This window comes from Microbacterium sp., from assembly GCF_036823965.1.
Classification (GTDB): domain Bacteria; phylum Actinomycetota; class Actinomycetes; order Actinomycetales; family Microbacteriaceae; genus Microbacterium.
In genome coordinates this window covers 144,416-167,880 of the sequence record NZ_DAITBE010000009.1, presented here as the reverse complement: position 1 = coordinate 167,880, position 23,465 = coordinate 144,416, and the positions used below count along the sequence as shown (strand labels likewise).

Here is a 23,465-nt window from a genome sequence, read left to right as displayed (position 1 = left end):
ACAGGCGCATCGGCATCCCGACCGGGGCCGAGAACGGCACGTACGACATGATCGTCAGCACCAGCGGGTTGTCGTTGAAGATGATCACGAGCACGTACGGCGCCATCACGAGCATCGTGATCGGGGTCGTGGTCGAGCCGATGTCCTCCTGGCGGGACACCATGGACGCCGCTGCCGCGAACAGCGCCGCGAGCAGGATGAATCCGAACAGGAAGAACACCGCGAACCAGATGATGGGCGCGCCGAGGGTCGAGAGCACGGCGTTCTGACCGGTGACGATGAGACCCACGGTCGCGATCGCGGCGAGGGCGAGGATCTGCCCCATCGCCAGCACCGTGTTGCCGATCACCTTGCCGGCGAGGAGCGTGCGAGCCGGGATCGCCGACAGCAGCACCTCGACCACGCGGGTCTGCTTCTCCTCGACCACGCTCTGCGCGATCGTGCCGCCGAAGGTCGCCGCGGCCATCATGAACACCAGACCGAAGCCGATCGCGATGAAGTAGCGCAGCAGCGGGTTGGTGGTCGCCGGCTCCAGGATCTGCACGTCCGGCGCCTGCGAGAGCGCGGAGACGAGCGAGCCGGGGGCGTCCTGCAGGGCGATCACGGTATACCCGGAGGGGTTGTCCCCCGGCAGCACGGCGGCGTCGACCTTCTCGGATCGGACGAGCTCCTCGGCTGCGGCTTCGTCGGACACCTCGGTGACCTTCACGTTCGGCAGCGCCGAGACGGCCGATGCGGTCTGCGAGGTCACGGCGACCGGCATGGCATCCGATGCGGTGTTCTTGCTCGCGAACCCGCCGATCACGATGCCGGCGAGCGCGATCAGCAGCAGGATGCCGGTGGAGATCAGGAACGCCTTGCTGCGCAGCTTGGAGCTGATCTCGCGCTCGGCGACGAGCCAGACCATGGACGCCTGGGGGCCTGAGCGTGTCGAAGGGCGGACGGACTGGGCCCCTGAGCGTGTCGAAGCACTCACTGGATGACCTCCTTGAAGATCTGGGCGAGGGACGGATGCTTGGGGGCGAAGCTCGCGACGTCGCCGCGCTCGACGGCGGCGCGCAGCACGCGCTGAGCGGTCTCGGGGCCGTCGGCGTCGAACAGGGCGTAGCCGCCCTCGAAGTCGACGACGGTGACGCCCGCTTCGGCTCGCAGCCAGCCTGCATCGCCCGCTGAGACGAGCTCGTAGCGGCTGCCGGCGTGCTCGGCGCGGAGCGCGTCGCGCGAACCGGAGGCGCGGATCGTGCCGCCGGCGAGGATGACGAGGTCGTCGCACAGGCGCTCGACCACATCGAGCTGGTGGGAGGAGAACAGGATCGCCGCGCCCTTGGCGGCGCTGGACTGCAGCACGCTCGCGACGACGTCGACCGCGAGCGGGTCGAGTCCGGAGAACGGCTCGTCGAGGATCAGCACCTCGGGGTCGTGCACGAGGGACGCGGCGATCTGCGCGCGCTGCTGGTTGCCGAGCGAGAGCGACTCGATCGTGTCGTTCAGCCGCTCGCCGAGACCGAGCTCGGTGAGCAGCTCGGTCGCCCTGGCGGTGGCCTCGGCCTTGCCGAAGCCGTGCAGCCGGGCGAGGTACACGATCTGCTCGAGCACCTTCATCTTCGGGTACAGCCCGCGCTCCTCCGGCATGTAGCCGAAGCGACGTCGGTCCGCGGCCGTCAGCGGCGCGCCGTCGAGATCGACCCGTCCGCCGTCTGAGGAGAGCAGCCCGAGCACGATGCGCATGGTGGTGGTCTTGCCCGCGCCGTTCCCGCCGACGAATCCCGTCAGCTTCCCGGGCTCGACCCGGAAGGAGACGTCGTCGAGCACGAGCCGCGAGCCGTAGCTCTTGGTGATGCCGGTCAGTTCGAGAGGTCCTGTCATACCCCTAACGCTAGGGACCGGCGGATGCCACGGCATCCCCCGTGCGGGGGAGAGCGCGATGTCATCCCGGCGGGGGAGAGGCGCTGGGCCTGGGTCCCTGAGCCTGGGTCTCTGAGCCTGGGTCCCTGAGCCTTGGCCCCTGAGCCTGGGGCCCTGAGTCTGGGTCCCTGAGCCTGGGTCCCTGAGCCTGGGTCCCTGAGCCTGGGGCCCTGAGCCTGGGGCCCTGAGCCTGTCGAAGGGGGAGGGGCGAAAGGGCAGGTCAGCGCCGGGCGTGCAGCACCGTGCGCACCAGGAGTCCGGCGACCAGCGCCCAGAACGCGGCGCTCACGCCGAGCACGGCGATGCCGGATGCCGCGACCAGGAACGTCACGACGGCAGGGAGCCGTTCGCCCGGATCGTCGATGGCCTGCTGCACGGCCGAGCCGAAGGCCGCGAACAGGGCGAGTCCGGCGACGGCGGGGATCACGGCATCCGGCGCAAGCAGCACGAGGGTGGCGAATGCGGCGGAGCAACCTCCGAGGACGAGATACGACGCCCCGGTCGAGACGCCGGCCACCCAGCGGCGCTTCGGATCGGGATCGGCGTCGGGCGAGGCGGCGAGTGCCGCGCTGATCGCCGCGAGGTTGATCGTGTGCCCGCCGGCGGGAGCACCGAGCGCAGACCCGAGCCCGGTCACGAGCATCGCAGGACGCCACGGCACCTCGTAGCCGAAGCTGCGCATGATCGCGGTGCCTGGCACGTTCTGCGACGCCATCGTGACGATGAACAGCGGCAGCGCCAGCCCGACGAGCGCGCCGACCGTGAACGTCGGGGCTGTGAGCTCGAACCGCGGCAGCAGGAGCGCCGGATCGACCGGTGCGCCGGCCTGGATCAGCGAGACTGCGACGACGACGGCGGCGGCGACGAACGCGGTCGGCACCGCCCAGCGCGGGGCCAGCCGCGCGACGACGAGCCAGGTCGCGACCACGGGGATCACTCCCCAGGGGTTCGCGACGATGCCCGTGATCGGTGCGAGGCACAGCGGCAGCAGGACGCCGGCGAGCATGGCCTGCGCGATCGACGGCGGGATGCGGGCGATCAATGCCCCGAGCGCCGGCCAGAGCGCCGTGAGCAGGATGAGGGCAGCCGAGACCAGGAAGGCGCCGACCGCGGCCGGCCAGCCGCCCTCCACCGTGCCGGTCGCGACGAGCAGCGCCGCCCCTGGCGTCGACCATGCTGACGTGATCGGCATCCGATACCGCCAGGCGAGCACGATGCAGGCGAGCCCCATCGTGAGACTGGCTGCGAGCAGCCCGCTCGCGGCCTGCGCCGCCGTCGCACCGACCGCGCCGAGCCCCGTGAGCACCACGGCGAAGGAGCTCGTGAAGCCGACCAGCGCGGTCACGACGCCCGCCAGGATCGGTCGGGAGAGAGGGGTGCTGCCTGGCATCCTCCGAGGCTAGCGCTCAGCGGGCGTGAGCACCCATGCCGTGGCTGGGTCAGTACACCTACGCGAGTCCCAGCCGATGCGCGAGCACGACGGCCTGCACCCGGTCGCGGGCGCCCAGCTTCTGGAGGATGCGCGAGACGTGGGTCTTCACCGTCGCCTCGCCGATGAAGAGGGCGGTCGCGATCTCGGCGTTGCTGCGGGCGTCGGCGAGCAGCGTCAGCACCTCCGCTTCGCGCTCGGTCAGCGGTTCGGCCAGCGCCGTCGCCGGCACCGACGGGGTCGTCGGGACGGGGGCGGTGACGGGCGCTGCCGCGAAGCGCGCGAGCACGCGACGGGTCACCTCCGGCGCCAGGATGCCGTCGCCGGCAGCGAGCGCGCGCACGGCGGCGATCAGGTCCTCAGCGCCGGCGTTCTTCAGCAGGAAGCCGCTCGCTCCGGCCTCGAGCGCGTGGTGCAGGTACTCATCGCGGTCGAAGGTCGTGACGATGGCGATGGCTGCGGTGATCCCAGGGTCGGCGACGATCCGTCTGGTCGCCTCGATGCCGTCCATGTCGGGCATCTGCACGTCCATCGTGATCACGTCCGGCAGGAGCACCGATGCCTGCGCCACGGCATCCGCACCCGTCGCCGCCTCGCCGACCACCGTGATGTCGGGCTGGGTCTCGAGGATCGTGCGGAACCCCGCCCGCAGCATCGAGTGGTCGTCGACGAGGAGCACTCGGATGGGTGCGGCGGTCATGCTGGGTCCTTCGCTGTCGTCTCCTGCTGTCGCGCCGGGAGCGGCACGCGTGCCCGCACCCGCAGCCCGCCGAGCGGGCGCGGCGTGACCTCGATGGTCCCGCCGGAGGCGATCGCGCGCTCGCGCATGCCCAGCTGGCCGAGTCCGGGCCGGAGGTGGCTGACGGAGCGACCGCTGTTCACGACCTCGACCTCCACACCCTCTCCGTCGTAGCGCACCCGGACATCGGCGGTGGCCCCGACGCCCGCATGGCGACGCGCGTTCGTCAGCGATTCCTGGGCGATCCGATAGAGGTTCACGGCGACGAGCGACGGCACCGGCGTCGGAATGCCGATCACGGCGTAGTCGGTGGGGAGCCCGGCATCCGTCGAAGCGGCGGCGAGCTCGGCGATGTCGTCGAGGGTCAGCGTCGATGCCGGCTCGAGCGTCTCGCCACCCGGCGTGCGCAGCGTCTCGAGCAGCTGCCGCAGCTCGCTGATCGCGTCCCGCGCCGACGACTCGATGCTGGTGAGGATGCGAGTCGACTGGGCCGGGTCCTGATCGATCACGAGCCTGGCTGCGCCAGCCTGCACTCCCATGACCGAGACGTGGTGGGCGACGACGTCGTGCAGCTCCCTGGCGATGCGCACCCGGTCCAGGGCGACGGCCTGCGCGGCGGTCACCTCGCGCTCCCGCTCCAGCTCCACGGTGCGCTGCTCGAGCACCTCGCGCTCGGCGGCGGAATTCCAGGCGCGATCGCCGATGTAGTACGCACCGCCGAAGTAGAGCGCGTTCAACAGGATCTGGATCATCATGAACGCGATGTAGGGAGAGAAGGCTCCGGCCATGACGTCGGCTTCGTCGGCCTGCTTGATCGCCTCGTAGTACATGGTGATCAGCAGCCACGCGAACATGCCGACGATGATCGCGATGCGGACGATCATGGCGCGACAGCGGTCGTTCATCCAGGCGCCGACCGAGTACAGGCCGATGAACATCGCGATGTTGCCGACGTACAGCTCCGGGATCCTCACCGTGACGGCCACGAAATAGGCCGTCGCGGTGATCGCGGCGACGATGCCCGGCCAGCGACGACGGAATGCGAGCGGGGCGGTCACGACGACGGCGTAGACGAGTGCGGTCCACAGCTCCGCCTGCTCGTCGCCGTAGATCTGCGAGAGCGACGAGAGCCCGGCGCTGAGGACGGCGCCGGCGAACAGCACGGCGGCGAGCAGCAGATCGCTGCGCCGCTCGCGGTCGGTCGGCGTGCGGGTGAACGGCATCCTCCCACCGTAGGGCGATGGCGGATGCCGCGGCATCCGTCGCGTGGGGGAGATTCCCCTGGAACTGACTGTTGACGCCGTACTTGTTTTTTGCAAGTATGCTGTGACAGGCTCAGCACCACAGCGGGGCCCCGGCTCGGATGCCTCCGGGCGCACATCGACAAGGGAGTCATCGTGACCAAGGTCTTCGTCAACCTGCCCACCACCGATCTCGAGCGCAGCAAGGCGTTCTACACCGCACTCGGCTGCGAGATCAACCCGCTCTTCACGGACGAGAACGCCGCATGCATCGTGTGGAGCGATGACGTGTTCTTCATGGTGCTCAAGCGCGAGTTCTTCGCCACGTTCACCGACAAGCCGATCGCCGATCCGAACGAGGTCGCGCAGGTCTCGGTGTCCTTCAGTCGTGACTCGCGCGATGAGGTCGACGACATCCTCGCCAAGGGGCTGGCCGCCGGGGGCGCCGAGCCGAAGCCGGCTCAGGACTACGGCTTCATGTACTCCCGCGACCTCGACGATCCTGACGGCAACTCGCTCGGCTTCCTGTTCATGACCGAGGAGGCTGTCGAGAACGGGCCGGAGCACGTCGCGGAGCAGAGCACCGGATCCTGACGTGGCAGCGCGCAGCTACGGCCAGTACTGCGGGGTCACCGCGGCCGTCGACCTGATCGGCGAGCGGTGGGCGCTGCTCATCGTGCGTGATCTGTTCGTCGGTCCGCGGCGCTACACCGACCTCAAGCAGGGTCTGCCGCGCATCCCGACCAACATCCTCTCCACGCGCCTGAAGGAACTGCAGGAGGGCGGCGTCATCCGGCGGGTCCCGCTGCACAACTGCGGGCTCGTGTACGAGCTGACCCCCTACGGCCGCTCGTTCGAGCCCATCATGCTCGCGCTCGGGCGCTGGGGGTTCCAGGCGATGGGCGACCCGCAGGAGGGCGATGTCGTCACCCCTGATTCGCTCACGATGGCGCTGCGAACGGCCTTCCAGTCGGATGCCGCGGCGGACGCCGAGTACGAACTGCACGTCGGCGATGTCGCCCTCCGGGCGTCCGTGCGGGACGGCGAGCTCCGGATCGCGCAACTCGCGCCGCCGGCGCCGCCCTCCGGCGGCGCCGGGCCGGAGGGTGACCCGGATGCGGTGATCGTCGCCGGTCCCGGCATCCGTCTGCTCATCGGCGGACAGCTCTCGCCGGCCGAGGCTCTCGAGCAGGACGTCGTCGCGGTCGTCCGCGGCGAGGAGGCGTGGCTCGACTCGTTCGCCGCGACCTTCCACATCGCCGCGCTGGTCGCGGCGCAGCACTGAACACGAAGAAGTTCTTCAGGCAAGGAGCACGACATGAGCACTGCAGAATCCAGGACAGGATCCGGTCGCATTCTGATCGATCTCTTCACCTCGCTCGACGGGGTGGCGCAGGGGCCGGGTGGCACCGACGAGGACACCTCAGGCGGCTTCCGCTTCAGCGGATGGCAGGCCGGCTATCCGTCATCCGGGGTCGGCGAGGAGATCGAGAAGGGCATGCGCGGACTCGACGCGCTGCTGCTCGGCCGGCGCACCTACGACATCTTCGCGTCGTACTGGCCGCACCACACCGACGGCCCTGAGGGTGACATCGGGCAGCTGTTCAACCGGGTGCCCAAGTACGTGGCGACGCGGGATTCCGCCGTCGAACTCGACTGGGAGGGCAGTACCCGTGTGGGTGACGATCTCGCAGCCGAGGTCGCGGAGATGCGCGCGACCCACCGTGAAGTGCACGTGATCGGCAGTATCGACTTCGTGCACACGCTGCTCGCGGAAGGGCTCTTCGACGAGCTCAACCTCTGGGTGTACCCCCTGCTGCTGGGTGCCGGCAAGAAGGTCTTCGATGACAACGCGCTGCCCTCGGTGCTCCGTCTGCTGCATCCGCCGATCACCGACGACGGCGGCGTGACCCTGCTGCGCTACGGACGCACCGATCGAGTGCCCCAGGTCGGTACTTTCGGGTGATCACGCCCGGGTAACTCCCATGAATTGACTATTCCCTTCCTGTGCGCCGAGGCTCTAGATTCAAAATCGCGTTGCCGCACGAGCGGCACGCTGGATTCGGGGCCGCCGTGGCAACGTCGCCGTTGAGCGCGCATCCCCGTCGCGAGGGGATGAACCATGGCGTCACGACGAATGGGCCGACGGGTGTCGCTGCGGGCATTGCTCGCGGGAACGGCAGTCTCGGTACTCGCTTTGACGGGAGCGGTGTCGGCTGCGGCCGACGACGCCGACCCCACAGTGACGATCTCCGGCACCGTGACCAGGGAGGACGGCGGGGCGCCGGTGGCCTCGATCAGCGTCTTCGTGAACAGCACGGACTTCACGAAGAACGGCGCGGCATCGACCGACGCGAACGGCGACTACACCGTCACCGGTCTCGAGCCCGGTGAGTACACGGTGCGCTTCGCGACTGCGGGGACTGAAACCGGGCTCATCTCCGAATACTGGGACGGTGCTCGCACCGCCGAGTCCGCGACGCGCATCACGGCGGTCGGCGGCGAGACGGTCACCGACATCGACGCGACGCTGCAGCAGGGCGCATCCATCACCGGACGCGTCACGCGGGAGAGCGACGGCACGCCCATCTCGGGTGCGAGCGTCTCCGTCTCCCCGGACTCGATCGGTGCATCGCCCGCGGTCGTGATGACGGACGAGAACGGCGTCTATCTGACGGATGGGCTGGTTCCGGCCGCATACACGGTCAAGTTCGAGGCCACGGACGACGCGCTCGCTGACGAGTACTGGGAGAGCGCATACGATCAGCAGTCCGCCACGCTCGTGCCGGTGGTCGCCGGCCAGGTCGCCACGGGGATCGACGCATCGCTCACCGGCGCGATCGGGTTCGAGGGGACCGTCACCAGGGCTGTCGACGGCTCTCCCGTCCCCGGCTCCGTCTCGGCCACGGCTGCATCGGGCGCTGGGCCGACGTTCTCGACCCCGATCGCACCGGACGGCTCCTATCGTCTGACGGTCGGCCCCGGCGTCTACATCGTCCAGTTCATCAGTGCTGATCCGCTGGTGCTCTCGGAGTACCTCGAGAACGCGTACTCGCAGGCCGATGCATCTCCGGTGGTCGTCGCCTCCGGCGGCGGAATGTTCGAGTTCAATCCGCAGCTCGAGACCGGGCACGTGATCAGCGGGGTCGTTCGCTCGGATGGGCAGCCGCTGGAGGACGCCATCGTCGAACCGTTCATGGACGGACAGCCCGTGGCCGCAATGGCCTACACGAAACAGAACGGCGAATACACGCTCGTCCTGCCGGCCGGCGACTACACGGTCCGCGCCTACGGAACCGCGTATGACCAGACCTACGCCTGGCAGTACTTCGACGGTGCTGACACGGCCGCTTCGGCGACCGTCGTCTCGCTCGGATCTTCGGCGGACCCCACCGGCATCGACTTCGATCTCTCCCGTGGTGGCGCGATCCACGGTGCGGTCTCCGGAGGGGGCGCCGAGTTGCAGGGTGACGGTGCGACCGTCACGGCCTACCTCTGGGGCGACGGCGAGTGGAACGCGGTGACGACCTCGAACACCGGGGGCGATTTCGTTCTCGGGGGCGATCGCGAGTTCCCTGCGGAGAACGGCGGGCTGCTGCCGGCCGGCACCTACACGATCGGCGTCCAGGCCGAAGGCTTCTGCACGCAGTTCCTCGGTGGCGGAGCGACGCTTGATGACGCGGAGACGATCGACGTCGTCGGCGGACAGGTCGTGACCGACATCGACATCACGCTGGCGACCGAATGCCACACGCCGGAGCCCGAACCGAAGCCGGCCCTTGCGCTCGGCGCCGGCAGTGTGCGCGCGGGTGGGGACATCGCGATCTCAGGTACCGGCTTCGCGCCGGGCGAGAAGATCTCGTTCGAGCTGCACTCCGATCCGATCGCGCTCGGTTCGCTCACCGCCGATGCGCAGGGCGTGCTGAAGGGCAGCCTCCGCATCCCGGTCAGTGCGCCGGTCGGGGCGCACACGCTCGTCGCCCTGAACGCGCAGTCGGTGGCCGTGGCGAGTGCCGCACTGCAGGTGACCGCGGCATCGAGTCAGAGCACCTCGGGATCCGCCACCGGTGATCGTCTCGCGAACACCGGGTCCGAGGCTCCGACCTTCGCAGCGATGATGGCGCTCGGACTCCTGGCAGCCGGCCTCGTCCTCGCACGCCGTCGCCGAGTCGGCGGCTGACACAGGGCACGACGAGGTGGCGGGGCGTGGATACTATGACTGATTGGTCGCGTCTCATGGTCCGAGTGCCGGAGGTCGGTACTTTCGGATGATCACATGCCCGTAACTGCTGCGAATTGACTATTCCGTCTCTGTGTACCGCTCGCATAGATTCGACCGGATATGTGCCGCACGATCGGCAGAGGTTCGGGGTCGAGCGGGACAGCATCATCGTTGCGCGCACGGCCTCCTTGGAGGGGTGGGACGATGACGCGACGACACGGGATGCTCCGAGCGGTGCTCGGCGGAATGGCGGCGTTCGCGCTCGCCCTCGGCGGTGTGACCGCAGCGGCGGCCGAAGAGCTGCCGGCGGACGCCACCGGCTCGATCTCGGGGACCGTGACCCGCGAGGATGACGGGTCGACGCTCGAGGGGGTCACCGTATCGGCTCTCGATGCGAATCGGGAGGTCGTCGGCGAGACGCAGACCGACGCCGCAGGCGCCTATGACCTGGGTGGTCTTCCTGACGGGTCGTATCGCCTCCACTTCGGCTCGCCGGATCCGGAACTGCTCTCCGAGTACTGGAAGAACCAGTACAGCTGGGACTACGCGACGCAGATCGCCATCACCGGGCAGCAGGCCGCAACCGGGGTCGACGCAGCACTCGCCACCGCGGCGTTCATCAGTGGCACGGTGACGCGAGGTGCCGACGGGGCGCCGCTGTCGTCGTGGGTGTCGGTCTACGACGTGAACGACACGTTCGACATCGAGACCGGCAACACCATGAGTGACGGCACCTATCGCATCGGGGTGCCGGCGGGAACCTACAAGGTCGTCTTCCGGTCCTTCGGTCTGGCTGAGGAGTACTGGAAGGACGCGGGGTACTGGGACACCGCGACCGAGATCACCGTCGCGGCGGGTGACGAGGTCGTCGGCATCGACGCCGCGCTCGAGAGGCCCGGCGCGATCTCCGGCACGGTGACGGTGGACGCTGTTGGGGCGGCGAAGGTGCAGGTGACAGCCTGGATCGACGGGATCGAAGTCAGGACCATCTCCGCGAAACCTGACACCGGTGCGTACTCGCTGGCGCTCCAGAAGGGCACATACGTCCTGCGTGCGACCGCGATGTCCGCGGACGGGACGACGATCGCCTCCCAGTACTACAACGGGGTTGCGACAGCGGACGCGGCGACACCCATCTCGCTTTCGCCCGACCAGACCGTGACGGGAATCGACTTCACGCTGGTCGACGCCCCGGAGCCGCAGCCTGAACCGACGATCACGCTCTCGGCCGGCACGATCCGTGCCGGCGATGCGGTCACCGTCTCAGGCAGCGGGTTCGAGCCGAACGCCACCGTCGCGTTCGAGCTCCGCTCGGATCCGATCGCTCTCGGCTCGCTGACTGCCGATGCTGACGGAGTGCTCGCCGGGAGCCTGCGCATCCCCGTCGGCGCGCCCGTCGGGGCACATACCCTGGTCGCGCTCTCCGGCGCCGCGGTGGTCGCGAGCGCGGCCGTGGACGTCACCGCAGCTCCGGTTCCTGGTGGACCAGGAACCGGCGGTCAGGCCCCCGAAGGGGAGGGAGCTGGCGGACAGTCGACCGGTGGGGCGACAGCCCCGCGAGGCGCCCTCGCAGCCACCGGAGCCGAGGTTCCGGTCGCACTCGTCGCGATGGGCATCCTCCTGACGACGCTGGGCGCGGCGATGGTGCGTCGCCGACGCGTCGAGAGCTGATCGCGTGCGCTGATCGCGAGAGCTGATCGCGAGAGCTGATCGCGAGAGCTGATTGCGTGATCGAGCGGTTGCCGGGTCAGCCCAGCAACCGCTCGATCACGCGTGCGACGCCGTCCTCGTCGTTCGACACCGTCGTCTCGTCGGCGGCATCCTGCACCACTGGAGCAGCATCCGCCATCGCGACCCCGCGACCTGCCCAGCGGAGCATCTCGACGTCGTTGAGCGCGTCGCCGAAGGCCACGACGTCGGCTCGGTCGATCCCGAGGTGCGCGCAGAGGCGGGCGAGGCCGGTGGCCTTCGTGACGCCCTCCGCCATGACCTCCACGAAGGGCGCGCCTGAGAGCGTCGCCTCGAACCCCGTGAGGCCGAGCGAGCGAAGGGTGTCGAACAGTGCAGCGGGTGCGAGCTCCGGATGCCGGATCACGAACTTCAGGCTCGGGGCCGACAGCACCTGATCGAGCGGCACGCCACCCATCGTCTTCGGGTCGCGCTTGTGGTCGGACAGGTCGGCGATCTCGGCGTAGCCCTGCTGCGCCACGAAGGTCTCGCCGCCTTCGCGCACGCTGGCGAACAGCAGGCCGGGGATGCTCGCGCGCAGCGCCTCGGCGAGCGTGCGGATCGTCGCTGCCGGCAGTTCCTCGGCGAACAGCATCCGTCCCTCGGCGAGATGCACCGCGTAGGCGCCGTTGCTGCACAGCGCCCAGTCGTCGAAGGCCGCATCGGCGGCGATCGCGCGCAGACCGATCGGCTGACGGGCGGTGACCGGCACGACGTGGATGCCGCGGTCCCTGGCCGCATCGAGCGCTGCCCTGGTGCGCGGGGAGACCGCGGATGCCGAATCGAGCAGGGTGCCGTCGAGGTCGGTCGCGATCAGCCGCATCAGGTGGGTCCCTGACCCTGTCGGGTGGGTCCCTGACCCTGTCGAATGGGTCCCTGAGCCTGTCGAAGGGTCACGAGAAGATCATCGGCAGATCGTCGTCTTCCGCCGCGCCGCCCAGGTCGAACTCGACGACCACCGGCACGTGGTCGCTCGGCTGCTCGCCCTTGCGCTCCTCGCGATGGATCGAGGCTCCGATGACGGCATCCGCCAGGGTGCGCGAACCGAGCACGAAGTCGATGCGCACGCCTTCGTTGCGCGGGAACTTCAGTCGCTGGTAGTCCCAGTAGGTGAAGCCCTCGGGGATGAGCGGGCGCACGACGTCGGTGACCCCGGCGTCCTGGAAGGCGAAGAACGCCTGGCGCTCCTGCGGGGAGACGTGCGTCGAGACGCCCTCGACGATGTCGGGATCGCCGTTGTCGCCGTCGAACGGGATGATGTTGAAGTCGCCGACCAGTGCGAGCGGAAGCGCAGGGTTCGCCGCGAGCTCAGCGGCGGTCGACTTCTTCAGCTCCTCGAGCCAGTGCAGCTTGTACGTGTAGTGCGGATCGTCGAGCGAGCGGCCGTTCGGCACGTACAGGCTCCAGACGCGAACGCCGTCGACCATGACGCCGAGGGCACGGGCCTCGAGCGGAGCATCCGGCCCTTCATGCCCCTTCGCGAAGCCGGGCATGCCGTCGAACGCGGTGCGCACATCGGTGATCGGCAGGCGGCTCGCGATCGCGACGCCGTTCCACTGATTCAGACCGTGCACCTCGACGTGGTACCCGGCTTCCTCGAACGGGCCGTAGGGGAACTGCTCCGGCTTGCACTTGATCTCCTGCATTGCCAGCACGTCGATGTCTTCGCGCACGGCGAATTCGACGGTGCGGGTGACGCGGGTGCGGATGGAGTTGACGTTCCAGGTGGCCAAGCGCATGCGTCAAGCCTAGTTGCGGCATCGGACAACGGAGTTGCGGCATCGGACACGCAGACTTCCCGCAGAACACGAAGCCCGCGCCTCCTACACTGGATGCCGTGACCGCACTCGACGCAGACCGCCAGACACTCCTCGACCTCATCAAGGACGAGGCGGTGTTCCACGGCGACTTCACTCTCTCCAGTGGCAAGAAGGCGACGTACTACGTCGACATGCGAAAGCTGACCCTCGACCACCGCGCCGCGCCCGCGATCGGGCGCATCATGCTCGACCTGATCGGCGACCTCGACGTGGTCGCGGTCGGCGGTCTCACGCTCGGCGCCGACCCGATCGCGAACTCCGTGCTGCATGCGTCGGTCGCAGCCGACCGCCCGCTCGACGCGTTCGTCGTGCGCAAGGAGCCGAAGGACCACGGCCGCGGCCGCCAGATCGAGGGCGCCGACGTCGCGGGCAAGCGCGTCGTCGTGCTGGAGGACACCTCGACGACCGGCCAGTCCGCGCTCAAGGCCGTCGAGGCGCTGCGCCGCGAGGGCGCCGAGATCGTTGCCGTCGCCGTGATCGTCGACCGCAAGACCGGGGCCCAGGCCGCGATCGAAGCCGAGGGCCTCGAATGGCGCGCGGCCTTCGACCTCGACGACCTCGGACTCGACCCCCAGTGACCCGCTACGCGCTCGCCGTCGATGTCGGCGGCACGAAGATGGAAGCCGTCCTCGTCGACGAAGACGGCGTGCTCGTCGAGGGCAGCCGCAGCCGGCAGGCCACGGGGCGAGAGGCCACGCTCGACTCGCTCACTGCCGCCGTGCAGGCGATCGTCGCGCACGCGCTGGCCGCGGCTCCGGCCGATGCGGAGATCGTCGGAGCCGGCGTCGGCAGCGCAGGACCCATCGACCGGGCTGCCGGCGCGATCATGCCGGTGAACATGCCCCTCGCCCGCGGGTTCGGGCTCGCTGAAGCGGTGCGCTCTGCGGCATCCGCCGTGCTCGGCCGCGAGGTGACGACCGTGCTCGGACACGACGGCGGTGCGCTCGCGCTCGCCGAGGCCTGGCTGGGCGCGACGCAGGACGCAGGAGCTTCGCTCTCGATCGTCGTCTCGACGGGCGTCGGCGGCGGATTCGTCGCGAACGGTGCCTACATCCCCGGGGCGACCGGCAACGCCGGGCACCTCGGTCAGGTCCGCCGCGAGGGCGGGCTCACGCTCGAGGAGATCGCCTCCGGTCCTGCGAGCGCCGCGTGGGCGCAGCGGCAGGGATGGTCGGGAGCCACCGGCGAGGACCTGGCGCGGGATGCGGCTGCCGGCGATGCGGTCGCGCGAGCCGCGATCGAGCGCTCGGCGAAGGCCGTCGGTGAGGCGCTGGCGGATGCCGCGACCCTCGTCGACCTCGACATGGTCGCGATCGGGGGCGGGTTCTCCCGGGTCTCCGAGGACTACATCGACCTGGTGCAGCAGGCGCTCACGGCGAGCGCCGCGCACGAGTACTCGCGTCGCGCACGGGTCGTGCGTTCGGGACTGGGCGACGAGGGTCCACTGATCGGGGCGGCCGCGCTCGTCATCCGCTGAGCAGCGCGCACCGACCGGGATCCTCGATTCCGTCCACTGCCCTAACAAATACGTCGTAGGCTCGGAGCAGACGACGGAAGGACTGCGCATGCGCGTACTCGGCCTGCTCTCGGGCACCTCACACGACGGCATCGACGTGACGGTCGTCGACTTCCAGGAGACGGACGGCGCCCTTCGCGGCACCGTGCTGCACGAGGACAGCGTGCCCTACGCGCCCGAGCTGCGCGCGCGGCTGGTCGCTGCGCTGCCCCCGGCCCGGACCACGTTCGCCGAGATGTGCGAGCTCGACACCCTGATCGGACAGGCGTTCGCCGCAGTCGCCGCGGATGCCGCAGCAGCCGTCGGCGGCGTCCACGCGGTCTGCACGCACGGCCAGACCGTCTTCCACTGGGTCGACGAGGGGCACGCGCTCGGCACGCTCCAGATCGGCCAGCCGGCCTGGATCGCCGAGCGCGTCGGCGCCCCGGTGGTCTCGGACGTGCGCATCCGCGACATCACCGTCGGCGGGCACGGCGCCCCGCTGGTGTCGTTCCTCGACGAACTGCTGCTCCGCGGCCGCGACGGCACGTCCGCCGCGCTGAACCTCGGCGGCATCGCGAACATCACGATCGTGGGCGACGGCATCTCCGCGTACGACGTCGGACCCGCCAACGCGCTCGTCGATGCGGTCGTGGTGGCAGAGGAGCTCAACGACCTCGGATACGACGAGGATGCCGCGATCGCCGGCACCGGCGCCGTGGACAAGGCCCTGCTGGACGCGCTGCTCGCCGACCCGTACTACGCCCTGCCGGCGCCGAAGAGCACCGGCAAGGAGCACTTCCACCTCGACTACGTGCGGGCCCTGGTCGACGCGCACGGCGAGATCGGCGTGGCTGACCTGATCCGCACGCTGACCGAGCTGACGGTGCAGACCGTCGCGAACGACGTGCGCGCCGCCGGCATCGACTACCTCGCAGTGTCGGGTGGAGGCTGCCGCAACCCGCTCATCATGCAGGGGCTCCGCGATGCGCTGCCCGAGGTCGAGGTCGTGCTCGCCGACGAACTCGGCGCCTCAGCCGACAACAAGGAAGCGGTCCTCTTCGCGCTGATCGGCTGGTGCACGATGCACGGGGTGCCGGCCGTCATCCCCGGCGGCACGGGTGCTCGTGAGTCGCGCATCCTCGGCACGATCACGCCGGGGACCGGTCCGCTGCGGCTGCCTGAGCCGGTGGCCGCGGTGACGAGCCTGGTCCTGCACACGCCCTGAGCCGCTGAGCGGCGTCAGCGCTTGCGGTCGTCGTCGTCCCAGGGGCCCTCCCACCACCCGGCGCGGCCCTCGTCCTCGCCCTCGCCGCGTCGTCGTCGGGAGCGCACGAGCTGCACGACGAAGATGACGAGGGTGCTCGAGGTGATCAGGATGAGCACCAGGAACAGCAGGTCGCTCTGATTCATGGTCGCTTCCCCTCCGCGGCATCCGCCACGATCTTCGCGATGCGCGCGGAGCGCGTCTCCGGCCGTTTCGCCATCGCGATGTGCGTCAGCCCGAACTTCTTGACCGACTTCGGGAACCCATCCCAGTTCGCGCGCGCGTCGGGCGACGCATCGAGCGCTGCCGTGAGCTCGAGCGGCTCGATCCCCGCCTCCGGCCCGTCGAGCATCTCCCAGGCGCCGTTCGCCTTCGCGACGTCGAGCGCGCGGATGCCGGCGGCGGCGAGCAGGCCTGCGGCTTCGAGCTCCGCGATGCGGGCCTTGTTCGTCGCCGCCCAGCCGCTGCCAGGGCGTCGCGGCGAGAACCACTGGCCGACGGTCTGATCGTCGAACGTGCGCACGGGGCCGTCGATCCATCCGAAGCACAGCGCCTGGCGCACGGCATCGTCGTAGCCGACTCCGCCGGCGGCCTTGCCGCGAACGCTCAGCAGCCAGACGCCGGCGGTGCGAGCATGGTGCTCCTCGAGCCAGGCGCGCCAGGCCTCGGCATCCGCGGCGCTGACCCGCTCGCCCTCGTCAAGCGCGCCCATCGATCACTTCTTCGTCTTGACCGTCGTGATCGTCTCGGTGATCCGCGGCAGCAGGTCGGCGACCGACTGCACGATCTCGTCAGGACGGAACGGGTACTTCTCGATCTCGGCCTGATCGCTGATGCCGGTCAGTACCAGGATCGTGTGCAGACCCGCCTCGATGCCGGCGACGACATCGGTGTCCATGCGGTCGCCGATCATGCCGGTGCGCTTTGAGTGCGCGCCGATCTTGTTCAGTGCGGAGCGGAACATCATCGGGTTCGGCTTGCCGACGACGTACGGCTCCTTGCCGGTGGCCTTCGTGATGAGGGCGGCGATCGCGCCGGTGGCCGGCAGCGGTCCGTCGACGCTCGGGCCGGTCGCATCAGGGTTCGTGACGATGAAGCGGGCGCCCCCGATGATGAGGCGGATCGCCTTCGTGATGGCCTCGAAGGAGTAGTTGCGCGTCTCGCCGACGACCACGAAATCGGGGTTCGTCTCGGTCATGATGAAGCCGGCGTCGTGCAGGGCGGTGAGGATGCCGGCTTCGCCGATCACGAAGGCGGAGCCGCCGGGGAGCTGCTGCTTCAGGAAGTCGGCGGTCGCGAGCGCCGAGGTCCAGATCCGGTGCTCCGGCACGTTCAGGCCGCTCGTGCGGAGGCGCGCTGACAGATCGCGCGCGGTGAAGATCGAGTTGTTCGTGAGCACCAGGTACGGGATGTCGTTGCGCTCCCATTCCGCGAGCAGCTCCGACGCGCCGGGGATGGCGTCGTTCTCATGGACGAGCACGCCGTCCATGTCGGTCAGCCAGCATTCGATGTCGTCTCGTTGTGCCATGTGCTCAGCCTAGAGGGGGCGGGCTCCCGGGACAGCAGTGCGTGATCAGGTGCTCAGCCACACGGCGGACAGCGCGCCGTCCGGCAGCGGCACCGCAGCGCCGTCGATCCGCGCCCCGCTCGCGGTCACCTCGACCTGCGTGCCGACGTCGACGCCGTGCGATTCCAGGGCCCGCAGGATCTCCGGGTCGTCGTCGCTCACCCGCAGCACGCGGCCGACGTGTCCCACCGGAGCGTCGGCCAGCAGCACGAAGGGCTCGCGGTCGACGCGGCCATCGGCATCCGGGATCGCGTCGCCGTGCGGATCGAACCGCGGACGCCCGAGGCGCACATCGATGCCCTCGAGCAGCCGGTCGCTGATCGTGTGCTCGAGCACTTCTGCCTCGTCGTGCACCTCGTCCCAGCGGTAGTCGAACTCACGCACGAGCCAGGTCTCGACCAGTCGGTGTCGTCGCACCATCGCCAGCGCGCGCTGCGTGCCGGCATCCGTCAGGCGGACCGCGCCGTAGGGGACGTGTGAGACGAGACCGGCTGCGGCGAGCTTCTTCACCATCTCGGTGACCGAGGACGGTGCGATACCGAGCTTCGCGGCGAGGACCGACGGGGTGATCGCGGCATCCTGCCATTCGGTGTGCGCGTAGACGGTCTTCAGATAGTCGTCAGCTGCAGGGGATGCCACCTGACCAGTCTAGATCAGGCCGGTTTCAGCGATCGGGGCTGGTCAGGGATTCGCGACCGCGACGAGGATGCCGAAGGCGGCTTGGCCGGCGAAGAAGCAGACCAGGAAGCCGAGCAGGGCAGCGGCGAGCGAGAGCCGACCGTCGAAGCCCTCGATCGCGGCGATGCCGATCTTGCGGGCCCGGAACGCCAGCACGAGGGTCGCGATGCCGAGGGCGAGCTGCACCCACGGGCTGGCATCGCCGATGACGTTCGGGAAGGCGACGAGCAGGCCGCCGATCACGCCGGTCGCGATGCCGATCCAGGTGAGGATGCGGATGGTGCGGCGGGCGTTCTCGGCGGGCATGCTCAGAGCCTATCCGGGCTCATGCCCCGGTGATCACCAGCCACAGCAGCGCACCGTTGAGCGCGATCAGCAGCACCGAGGCGATCACGCCGGCCGCGGTCGTCCATGCGCGATTCGCCCAGATGCCGAGCGTGCGCCGCTGTGCCGTCAGGATGACCAGCGGGATCAGCGCGAACGGGATGCCGAACGACAGCACCACCTGGCTGAGCACGAGCGCGAGTGTCGGGTCGACTCCGACGCCGAGGATCACGAGCGCGGGGATCAGCGTCACCAGGCGGCGGGCGAGCAGCGGGATGCGCACGTGCAGGAGGCCGTGCATGATCTCGGCCCCCGCGTAGGCGCCGACAGAGGTCGAGGCCAGACCCGAGGCCAGCAGCCCGACCGCGAAGAACGTCGCGACGACCGGACCCAGGCCCGCGGCGAGGGCAGCGTGCGCGCCCTCGAGCGAGTCGGTGCCCTCGACGCCGGCGAGGTTCGCGGCGGCGAGCAGCAGGATGGCGAGGTTCACCGATCCGGCGATGATCATGGCGATCGACACGTCCCAGCGGGTGGCCCTGAGGAGACGGCGGATGCGCGAGGTCTCGGTGCGCACGGCTTCGTCGCCGGCGTGGGCGGTCGTGGCGCCGAAGCGGTCGCGGGTGAGCGAGGAGTGCGCGTAGATCGCGTGCGGCATGATCGTCGCACCGAGGATGGATGCCGCGAGCAGCACCGATCCAGTGTCCTCGAAGCGCGGCACGAGGCCGCCGACGACGCCGGCCGGGTCCGGCGGGGCGACGAAGACCCCGGCGACGAAGCCGATCGTGATGATCGCCATGAGCCCGATGATCACGAACTCGAACGGCCGAGGTCCGCGGCGGCTCTGCACCGCGAGCAGGACCATCGACACCGCTCCGGTGATGATCCCGCCGAGGAGCAGCGGCACGTTGAACAGGAGGTGCAGGGCGACCGCGCCGCCGATCACCTCGGCGAGGTCGGTCGCCATGGCGACGAGCTCGGCCTGCAGCCAGTAGGAGCGGCGGGCCCACCGATTGCGGATGCGCGAGCCCAGCACCTGGGGAAGGCTCTGGCCGGTGACGACACCGAGCTTCGCCGAGAGGTACTGGATCAACCAGGCCATGACGTTGCCTGCGACGACGACCCACACCAGCAGGTAGCCGTACGTGGCGCCCGCGGTCATGTTGCTGGCGACATTGCCTGGATCGAGGTAGGCGACACCGGCGACGAGGGCCGGGCCCAGCAGCCACAGGCTGCGTGGCGGGGTCGTGCGCGTGGCAGGAGCCTCGATGGTCCCGGAATTTTTAGGCATGCCGAAATCGTAGCGGATTTTTCGGCGTACCTAAATATCTCGGCGACTGCGCGGCGGATAGCCTGGCTGGATGGATGAGCAGACGCCGGAGCACGCGCCCGAGCACGCACCGGAGAGCTCGACACCGGAGCGCAGCACGCACGGCGTCGGGCCGTGGCCGGGCGGGCGCGCGGAGTGGCCGACGGCGGAGCAGTACGACCCTGAGCTGCTCGAGCACGGTGACACCCGCAACGTGATCGACCGCTACCGGTACTGGCGCATGGAGGCGATCGTCGCCGAACTCGACACGCACCGGCATCCGTTCCATGTCGCGATCGAGAACTGGCAGCATGACATGAACATCGGTTCGATCGTGCGCAGCGCGAATGCGTTCCTCGCCGACACCGTGCACATCATCGGACGACGCCGCTGGAACAAGCGTGGAGCCATGGTCACCGACCGGTACCAGCACGTGGTGCATCACGAGGACATCGAGACCTTCGCGGCCTGGGCTGCAGGGGAGCGGATGCCGATCGTCGCCGTCGACAACGTCGACGGATCGGTCCCCGTCGACCGCGCCGAACTGCCGGAGCGCTGCGTGCTGCTGTTCGGCCAGGAGGGACCCGGGCTCTCCGCCGAGGCGCTCGCCGCGGCATCCGCCCATATCGAGATCACCCAGTACGGGTCGACGCGGTCGATCAATGCCAGCGCAGCGGCCGCCGTGATCATGTACGAGTGGTGTCGGCGGTACGCCGACTGATCGCGGGGCTGATCGTGCCGGACACCCTCTCGACACGGGATGCCGGCGGGCGTAGCGTGAGTGCCGATCGAGGAGGCCGACATGGCAGGTCCTGTGCCCATCCGTCCGTATCTCTGGTTCCACGACTCCGCGCAGGAGGCGATGGAGTACTACGTCTCCGTGTTCCCGAACTCGTCGATCGACCGGATCGCCCACTATCCCGATGAGAGCCTCAGCGAGCATTTCGAGGGCATGAGCGGCAAGGTCATCAACGGCGAGTTCACCCTGAACGGCACCAGGTTCGGGTGCATCGACGGTGGACCGGCGTTCACCTTCACCGAGGCGGTGTCGTTCGTGGTCGAGTGCGCCGACCAGGCGGAGATCGATCACTACTGGCAGGCACTCTCGGCGGTGCCGGATGCCGAGGCGTGCGGGTGGTGCAAGGACCGGTTCGGTGTGAGCTGGCAGATCGTCCCCGCCGGCCTCGATCTGCTCCAGCAGCGCCCTGAGCAGATCCAGGCGCTCATGCACATGAAGAAGATCGTGATCGAGGAGCTCGAGACCGCTTGAGCGCGTTTCGGGCGATGCGCCCGTTCAGCCCCGGTCGATGCCGAACAGGTGGCGGTAGATCGCGTTGACGTCGCGATCCAGGTGATCGATGCGCCCGTGCACGGCGCGGATCTCGGTCCGCACGCTCGCGAACTCGCTGGTGATCTCGGCGCGACCGCTCGCGAATTCCCTTCGCATACTGTCGAATTCCCTTCGTACGCTGCCGAACTCGTTTCGTACGCTGTCGAATTCGGTCCGCACGCTGTGGAACCCGTCGCGCATCATCCGCACGAACATGGTCGAGATCAGTGTGACCGTGCCGAACATCCCGGCGGCGAAGACGCCGATCAGCGTCCAGGCCTGTGGTTCGTTCATCCCCAGCATCCCTTCAGTGTGCCTCGATGATGTCGAGCGCACCAGGGGTGCGGCGTGCAGTATTCCGCCGCTTTCGGGCCGTGGGGAGAACTCGTTTTCCCCGACGCCTGTGCAGGACTAGCTGCTGGCGGTGAGCCAGCGCCCTGAGTGCACCCGCCAGCCGAGGGTCGCGAGGCGAGCGAGCAGGTAGATGCCGAAGAAGGCGAGCGACAGCCAGATCAGACCGGCGGTGCCATCGACGCCGAGCGCCGCGATGATCCACAGCGCCGGGAGGAACGGAACGAGGTTCAGCCCGCCCGCGATCGCGAGGTAGCGCACGTCGTTCGCCCCCATCAGCACGCCGTCGAGCACGAACACGACTCCCGCGATCGGTTGCGCGGCCGCCAGCACCAGCAGCGCCGGCTGCACGAGCGTCGCGACTTCGGCCGATCCGGTGAACACGATGCCGAGCAGGCCGGAGAGCGCCGCGATGAGCGCACCGACGATCACGCCGAACCACGCTCCCCACGCGACCGTGCGGCCGAGCACGCGTCGCACCTGCGGTTGGTCACCGGCGCCGAGCTCCTTGCCGATCAGGGCCTGTGCCGCGATCGCGAGCGCGTCGAGCGCGAAGGCGGCAGCCGAGAAGATCGTGAAGACGATCTGCCACCCGGCGAGCTCGTCGGTGCCGATGCCGGTCGCGACGCCGACGGTCGCGAGCAGGGCGACCCGCAGGCTCACCGTGCGCAGGAACAGCCAGCCGCCGGAGCGCGCCGTGCTGCCCATGCCCTCGCGCTGCGCGCGCAGCGAGGCGTTGTGCGTGGTGGCGAGGCGTCGGATGACCAGCACGTAGGCGCCGACCATGCCCCACTGGGCCGTGATCGTTCCGGCGGCGGAGCCCGCGATGCCCCACCCGAAGCCGTAGATGAACAGCACGTTCAGCAGGGCGTTCGCACCGAAGCCGAGCCCGGCGATCCAGAGCGGGGTGACCGTGTCCTGCATCCCACGCAGCAGCCCGGTCGCCGCGAACACGATCAGCATCGCGGGGAGGCCCCACATCGAGATCACGAGGTAGTCGTTCGCCTGCTCCGACACGGCGTCGCCAGCGCCGAACAGCGAGACGAGCCAGGGCGACGACACGGCGCCGACGACCGCGAGCACGGCGCCGAGTCCGAGCGCGAGCCACATGCCGTTGATGCCGACCGAGACGGCTTCGCCCGGCTGCCCTGCGCCGAAGCGCCGGGCGACCGCCGGCGTGGTGGAGTACGCCAGGAACACCATGAGCCCGACGATGGTCTGCAGCACGGCGCCGGCGATGCCCAGCCCGGCGAGCGGCGTGGTGCCGAGGTGGCCGATGAGTGCGGCATCCACGATCAGGAACGCGGGCTCCGCGATCAGCGCGCCGAGGGCGGGGACCGCGAGGCGCAGGATCTCTCGGTTGAGGGAGGGGCGCGCGGTCATCCTCCGAGCCTATGGGCTGGCGCCGACGTGCCAGCCCTCACCCGACGGCGTCGTCGTACGCTGGAGGGAACCGGATGCCACGGAGGTGCATCATGTCGGATCCTCGAGAAGCCGCGGCTCAGTACCGTGCGCGGCAGCAGGCCGCGAGCCCGGACGGCGACGACGAGGGCGGTACCCCGCCGGGCGTCGGCGCAGCGGTCGACAGGGCGGCGTTCATCGAGACGGCGATCCAGGTCGCCATCCGCCGCGGCGACTTCGATGACCTGCCGGGTGCGGGAAAGCCGATCGAGGGCCTCGGCACGCATCACGATCCGGACTGGTGGATCCGCCGCAAGATCGAGACCGAGAACCTCACTGGTCTCGGTCCGCCCGCGATCCTGCTGCGCGCCGAGGACAAGGGACTGGACGCCGAACTCGACCTGCTCGGCCACGAATCCGATGTGCGCAGCGTGCTCGAGGACTTCAACCGTCGGGTGATCGAGGCCCGGCGCCAGCTGCAGGGCGGGCCGCCGGTGGTGACCTCGCCGCGCGACATCGATGCGACGGTCGCGGCCTGGGCTGAGCGCCGTCTGGCGCGGCCGGCGGCATCCGCTCCTGCACCTGCACCGACCCGTCGTCGCAGGTGGGGGATTCGCCGAAGCGAGTGACCTGGCCCGTCTGCGCGTCATAGGGTGGGACGC

The 23,465-nt window shown here is 69.5% G+C and carries 26 protein-coding genes; 11 read left to right on the top strand and 15 right to left on the bottom strand.

Features of this window, described 5'->3' with window-relative positions; translation table 11 throughout:
• The 5 genes from V7Z82_RS15270 to V7Z82_RS15250 form a co-directional block, all read right to left on the bottom strand.
• Nucleotides 1–907 (bottom strand): ABC transporter permease (locus V7Z82_RS15270; protein ID WP_334152443.1); only part of this gene is annotated, 907 nt, incomplete at its 3' end.
• A 65-nt stretch (nucleotides 908–972) separates the two neighbouring features.
• On the bottom strand, nucleotides 973–1,866 hold the full coding sequence (locus V7Z82_RS15265; protein ID WP_334152436.1) for an ABC transporter ATP-binding protein: 894 nt from the start codon (nucleotides 1,864–1,866) through the stop codon (nucleotides 973–975).
• A 259-nt stretch (nucleotides 1,867–2,125) separates the two neighbouring features.
• Nucleotides 2,126–3,295 carry a benzoate/H(+) symporter BenE family transporter gene (locus tag V7Z82_RS15260; RefSeq protein WP_334152435.1) on the bottom strand — a complete coding sequence of 390 codons (1,170 nt, stop codon included), beginning with the start codon at nucleotides 3,293–3,295 and terminating at the stop codon, nucleotides 2,126–2,128.
• 58 nt (nucleotides 3,296–3,353) lie between these two features.
• A complete protein-coding gene (locus V7Z82_RS15255) occupies nucleotides 3,354–4,034 on the bottom strand; it encodes a response regulator transcription factor (protein WP_334152434.1) in 681 nt (226 codons plus the stop codon).
• Nucleotides 4,031–5,296, bottom strand: coding sequence for a sensor histidine kinase (locus tag V7Z82_RS15250; protein WP_334152433.1), 1,266 nt, complete (start codon nucleotides 5,294–5,296; stop codon nucleotides 4,031–4,033). The genes V7Z82_RS15255 and V7Z82_RS15250 overlap by 4 nt, the downstream gene beginning before the upstream one ends.
• Before the next feature lie 174 nt (nucleotides 5,297–5,470).
• On the opposite strand from V7Z82_RS15250, the gene V7Z82_RS15245 reads away from it, so the two are divergent.
• The 5 genes from V7Z82_RS15245 to V7Z82_RS15225 all read left to right on the top strand — a co-directional run bounded on the left by V7Z82_RS15245 (nucleotide 5,471) and on the right by V7Z82_RS15225 (nucleotide 11,207).
• On the top strand, nucleotides 5,471–5,908 hold the full coding sequence (locus V7Z82_RS15245) for a VOC family protein (protein ID WP_334152432.1): 438 nt from the start codon (nucleotides 5,471–5,473) through the stop codon (nucleotides 5,906–5,908).
• Nucleotide 5,909: 1 nt separating this feature from the next.
• The gene (locus V7Z82_RS15240) at nucleotides 5,910–6,599 is read left to right on the top strand and encodes a winged helix-turn-helix transcriptional regulator (RefSeq protein ID WP_334152431.1); all 690 of its coding nucleotides are present in this window, start codon (nucleotides 5,910–5,912) and stop codon (nucleotides 6,597–6,599) included.
• A gap of 33 nt (nucleotides 6,600–6,632) precedes the next feature.
• The gene (locus V7Z82_RS15235) at nucleotides 6,633–7,280 is read left to right on the top strand and encodes a dihydrofolate reductase family protein (RefSeq protein ID WP_334152429.1); all 648 of its coding nucleotides are present in this window, start codon (nucleotides 6,633–6,635) and stop codon (nucleotides 7,278–7,280) included.
• Between the two features lie 156 nt (nucleotides 7,281–7,436).
• Nucleotides 7,437–9,494, top strand: coding sequence for an MSCRAMM family protein (locus tag V7Z82_RS15230; RefSeq protein ID WP_334152428.1), 2,058 nt, complete (start codon nucleotides 7,437–7,439; stop codon nucleotides 9,492–9,494).
• A 246-nt stretch (nucleotides 9,495–9,740) separates the two neighbouring features.
• On the top strand, nucleotides 9,741–11,207 hold the full coding sequence (locus V7Z82_RS15225) for an MSCRAMM family protein (RefSeq protein ID WP_334152427.1): 1,467 nt from the start codon (nucleotides 9,741–9,743) through the stop codon (nucleotides 11,205–11,207).
• 76 nt (nucleotides 11,208–11,283) lie between these two features.
• Here the strand turns inward: V7Z82_RS15225 and V7Z82_RS15220 are convergent, their stop codons facing one another.
• Together V7Z82_RS15220 and V7Z82_RS15215 are read right to left on the bottom strand one after the other, a co-directional pair.
• Complete coding sequence (locus V7Z82_RS15220; RefSeq protein ID WP_334152426.1) at nucleotides 11,284–12,087, bottom strand: Cof-type HAD-IIB family hydrolase; 804 nt, start codon at nucleotides 12,085–12,087, stop codon at nucleotides 11,284–11,286.
• 70 nt (nucleotides 12,088–12,157) lie between these two features.
• Complete coding sequence (locus V7Z82_RS15215) at nucleotides 12,158–13,003, bottom strand: exodeoxyribonuclease III (protein ID WP_334152425.1); 846 nt, start codon at nucleotides 13,001–13,003, stop codon at nucleotides 12,158–12,160.
• Between the two features lie 98 nt (nucleotides 13,004–13,101).
• Between V7Z82_RS15215 and pyrE the strand changes: the two genes are divergently transcribed.
• The 3 genes from pyrE (at nucleotide 13,102) to V7Z82_RS15200 (ending at nucleotide 15,807) form a co-directional block, all read left to right on the top strand.
• A complete protein-coding gene (gene pyrE, locus V7Z82_RS15210; RefSeq protein ID WP_334152424.1) occupies nucleotides 13,102–13,662 on the top strand; it encodes an orotate phosphoribosyltransferase in 561 nt (186 codons plus the stop codon).
• Nucleotides 13,659–14,561: an ROK family protein gene (locus tag V7Z82_RS15205; RefSeq protein WP_334152423.1), complete on the top strand. Its 903-nt coding sequence runs from the start codon at nucleotides 13,659–13,661 to the stop codon at nucleotides 14,559–14,561. Before pyrE ends, V7Z82_RS15205 begins: the two co-directional genes overlap by 4 nt.
• Nucleotides 14,562–14,649: 88 nt before the next feature.
• Nucleotides 14,650–15,807, top strand: coding sequence for an anhydro-N-acetylmuramic acid kinase (locus V7Z82_RS15200; protein WP_334152421.1), 1,158 nt, complete (start codon nucleotides 14,650–14,652; stop codon nucleotides 15,805–15,807).
• A gap of 14 nt (nucleotides 15,808–15,821) precedes the next feature.
• On the opposite strand, the gene V7Z82_RS15195 is transcribed toward V7Z82_RS15200, so the two are convergent.
• The 6 genes from V7Z82_RS15195 to V7Z82_RS15170 are packed head-to-tail and all read right to left on the bottom strand — an operon-like array spanning nucleotide 15,822 to nucleotide 19,703.
• Entirely contained in the window at nucleotides 15,822–15,992 is a 171-nt protein-coding gene (locus V7Z82_RS15195) for a hypothetical protein (RefSeq protein ID WP_334152420.1), read from the bottom strand.
• Nucleotides 15,989–16,558 (bottom strand): YdeI/OmpD-associated family protein, encoded by a 570-nt coding sequence (locus V7Z82_RS15190; protein WP_334152419.1) that lies wholly within the window; start codon nucleotides 16,556–16,558, stop codon nucleotides 15,989–15,991. The genes V7Z82_RS15195 and V7Z82_RS15190 overlap by 4 nt, the downstream gene beginning before the upstream one ends.
• Before the next feature lie 3 nt (nucleotides 16,559–16,561).
• On the bottom strand, nucleotides 16,562–17,374 hold the full coding sequence (locus V7Z82_RS15185; RefSeq protein WP_045278215.1) for an HAD-IIA family hydrolase: 813 nt from the start codon (nucleotides 17,372–17,374) through the stop codon (nucleotides 16,562–16,564).
• A gap of 45 nt (nucleotides 17,375–17,419) precedes the next feature.
• Complete coding sequence (locus V7Z82_RS15180; RefSeq protein WP_334152417.1) at nucleotides 17,420–18,052, bottom strand: metal-dependent transcriptional regulator; 633 nt, start codon at nucleotides 18,050–18,052, stop codon at nucleotides 17,420–17,422.
• A 42-nt stretch (nucleotides 18,053–18,094) separates the two neighbouring features.
• Nucleotides 18,095–18,397, bottom strand: coding sequence for a hypothetical protein (locus V7Z82_RS15175; RefSeq protein WP_334152415.1), 303 nt, complete (start codon nucleotides 18,395–18,397; stop codon nucleotides 18,095–18,097).
• A 19-nt stretch (nucleotides 18,398–18,416) separates the two neighbouring features.
• Complete coding sequence (locus V7Z82_RS15170) at nucleotides 18,417–19,703, bottom strand: Nramp family divalent metal transporter (protein ID WP_334152413.1); 1,287 nt, start codon at nucleotides 19,701–19,703, stop codon at nucleotides 18,417–18,419.
• 70 nt (nucleotides 19,704–19,773) lie between these two features.
• Here V7Z82_RS15170 and V7Z82_RS15165 point away from each other — a divergent pair, with 70 nt between their 5' ends.
• Together V7Z82_RS15165 and V7Z82_RS15160 are read left to right on the top strand one after the other, a co-directional pair.
• Entirely contained in the window at nucleotides 19,774–20,442 is a 669-nt protein-coding gene (locus V7Z82_RS15165; protein ID WP_334152411.1) for a TrmH family RNA methyltransferase, read from the top strand.
• An 81-nt stretch (nucleotides 20,443–20,523) separates the two neighbouring features.
• The gene (locus V7Z82_RS15160) at nucleotides 20,524–20,991 is read left to right on the top strand and encodes a VOC family protein (protein ID WP_334152410.1); all 468 of its coding nucleotides are present in this window, start codon (nucleotides 20,524–20,526) and stop codon (nucleotides 20,989–20,991) included.
• A gap of 24 nt (nucleotides 20,992–21,015) precedes the next feature.
• On the opposite strand, the gene V7Z82_RS15155 is transcribed toward V7Z82_RS15160, so the two are convergent.
• Together V7Z82_RS15155 and V7Z82_RS15150 are read right to left on the bottom strand one after the other, a co-directional pair.
• Nucleotides 21,016–21,345: a hypothetical protein gene (locus V7Z82_RS15155; RefSeq protein ID WP_334152409.1), complete on the bottom strand. Its 330-nt coding sequence runs from the start codon at nucleotides 21,343–21,345 to the stop codon at nucleotides 21,016–21,018.
• 117 nt (nucleotides 21,346–21,462) lie between these two features.
• Entirely contained in the window at nucleotides 21,463–22,785 is a 1,323-nt protein-coding gene (locus tag V7Z82_RS15150) for an MATE family efflux transporter (RefSeq protein WP_334152408.1), read from the bottom strand.
• 92 nt (nucleotides 22,786–22,877) lie between these two features.
• Here V7Z82_RS15150 and V7Z82_RS15145 point away from each other — a divergent pair, with 92 nt between their 5' ends.
• The gene (locus V7Z82_RS15145) at nucleotides 22,878–23,432 is read left to right on the top strand and encodes a J-domain-containing protein (RefSeq protein ID WP_334152407.1); all 555 of its coding nucleotides are present in this window, start codon (nucleotides 22,878–22,880) and stop codon (nucleotides 23,430–23,432) included.
• The last annotated feature ends 33 nt before the right edge of the window (nucleotides 23,433–23,465 follow it).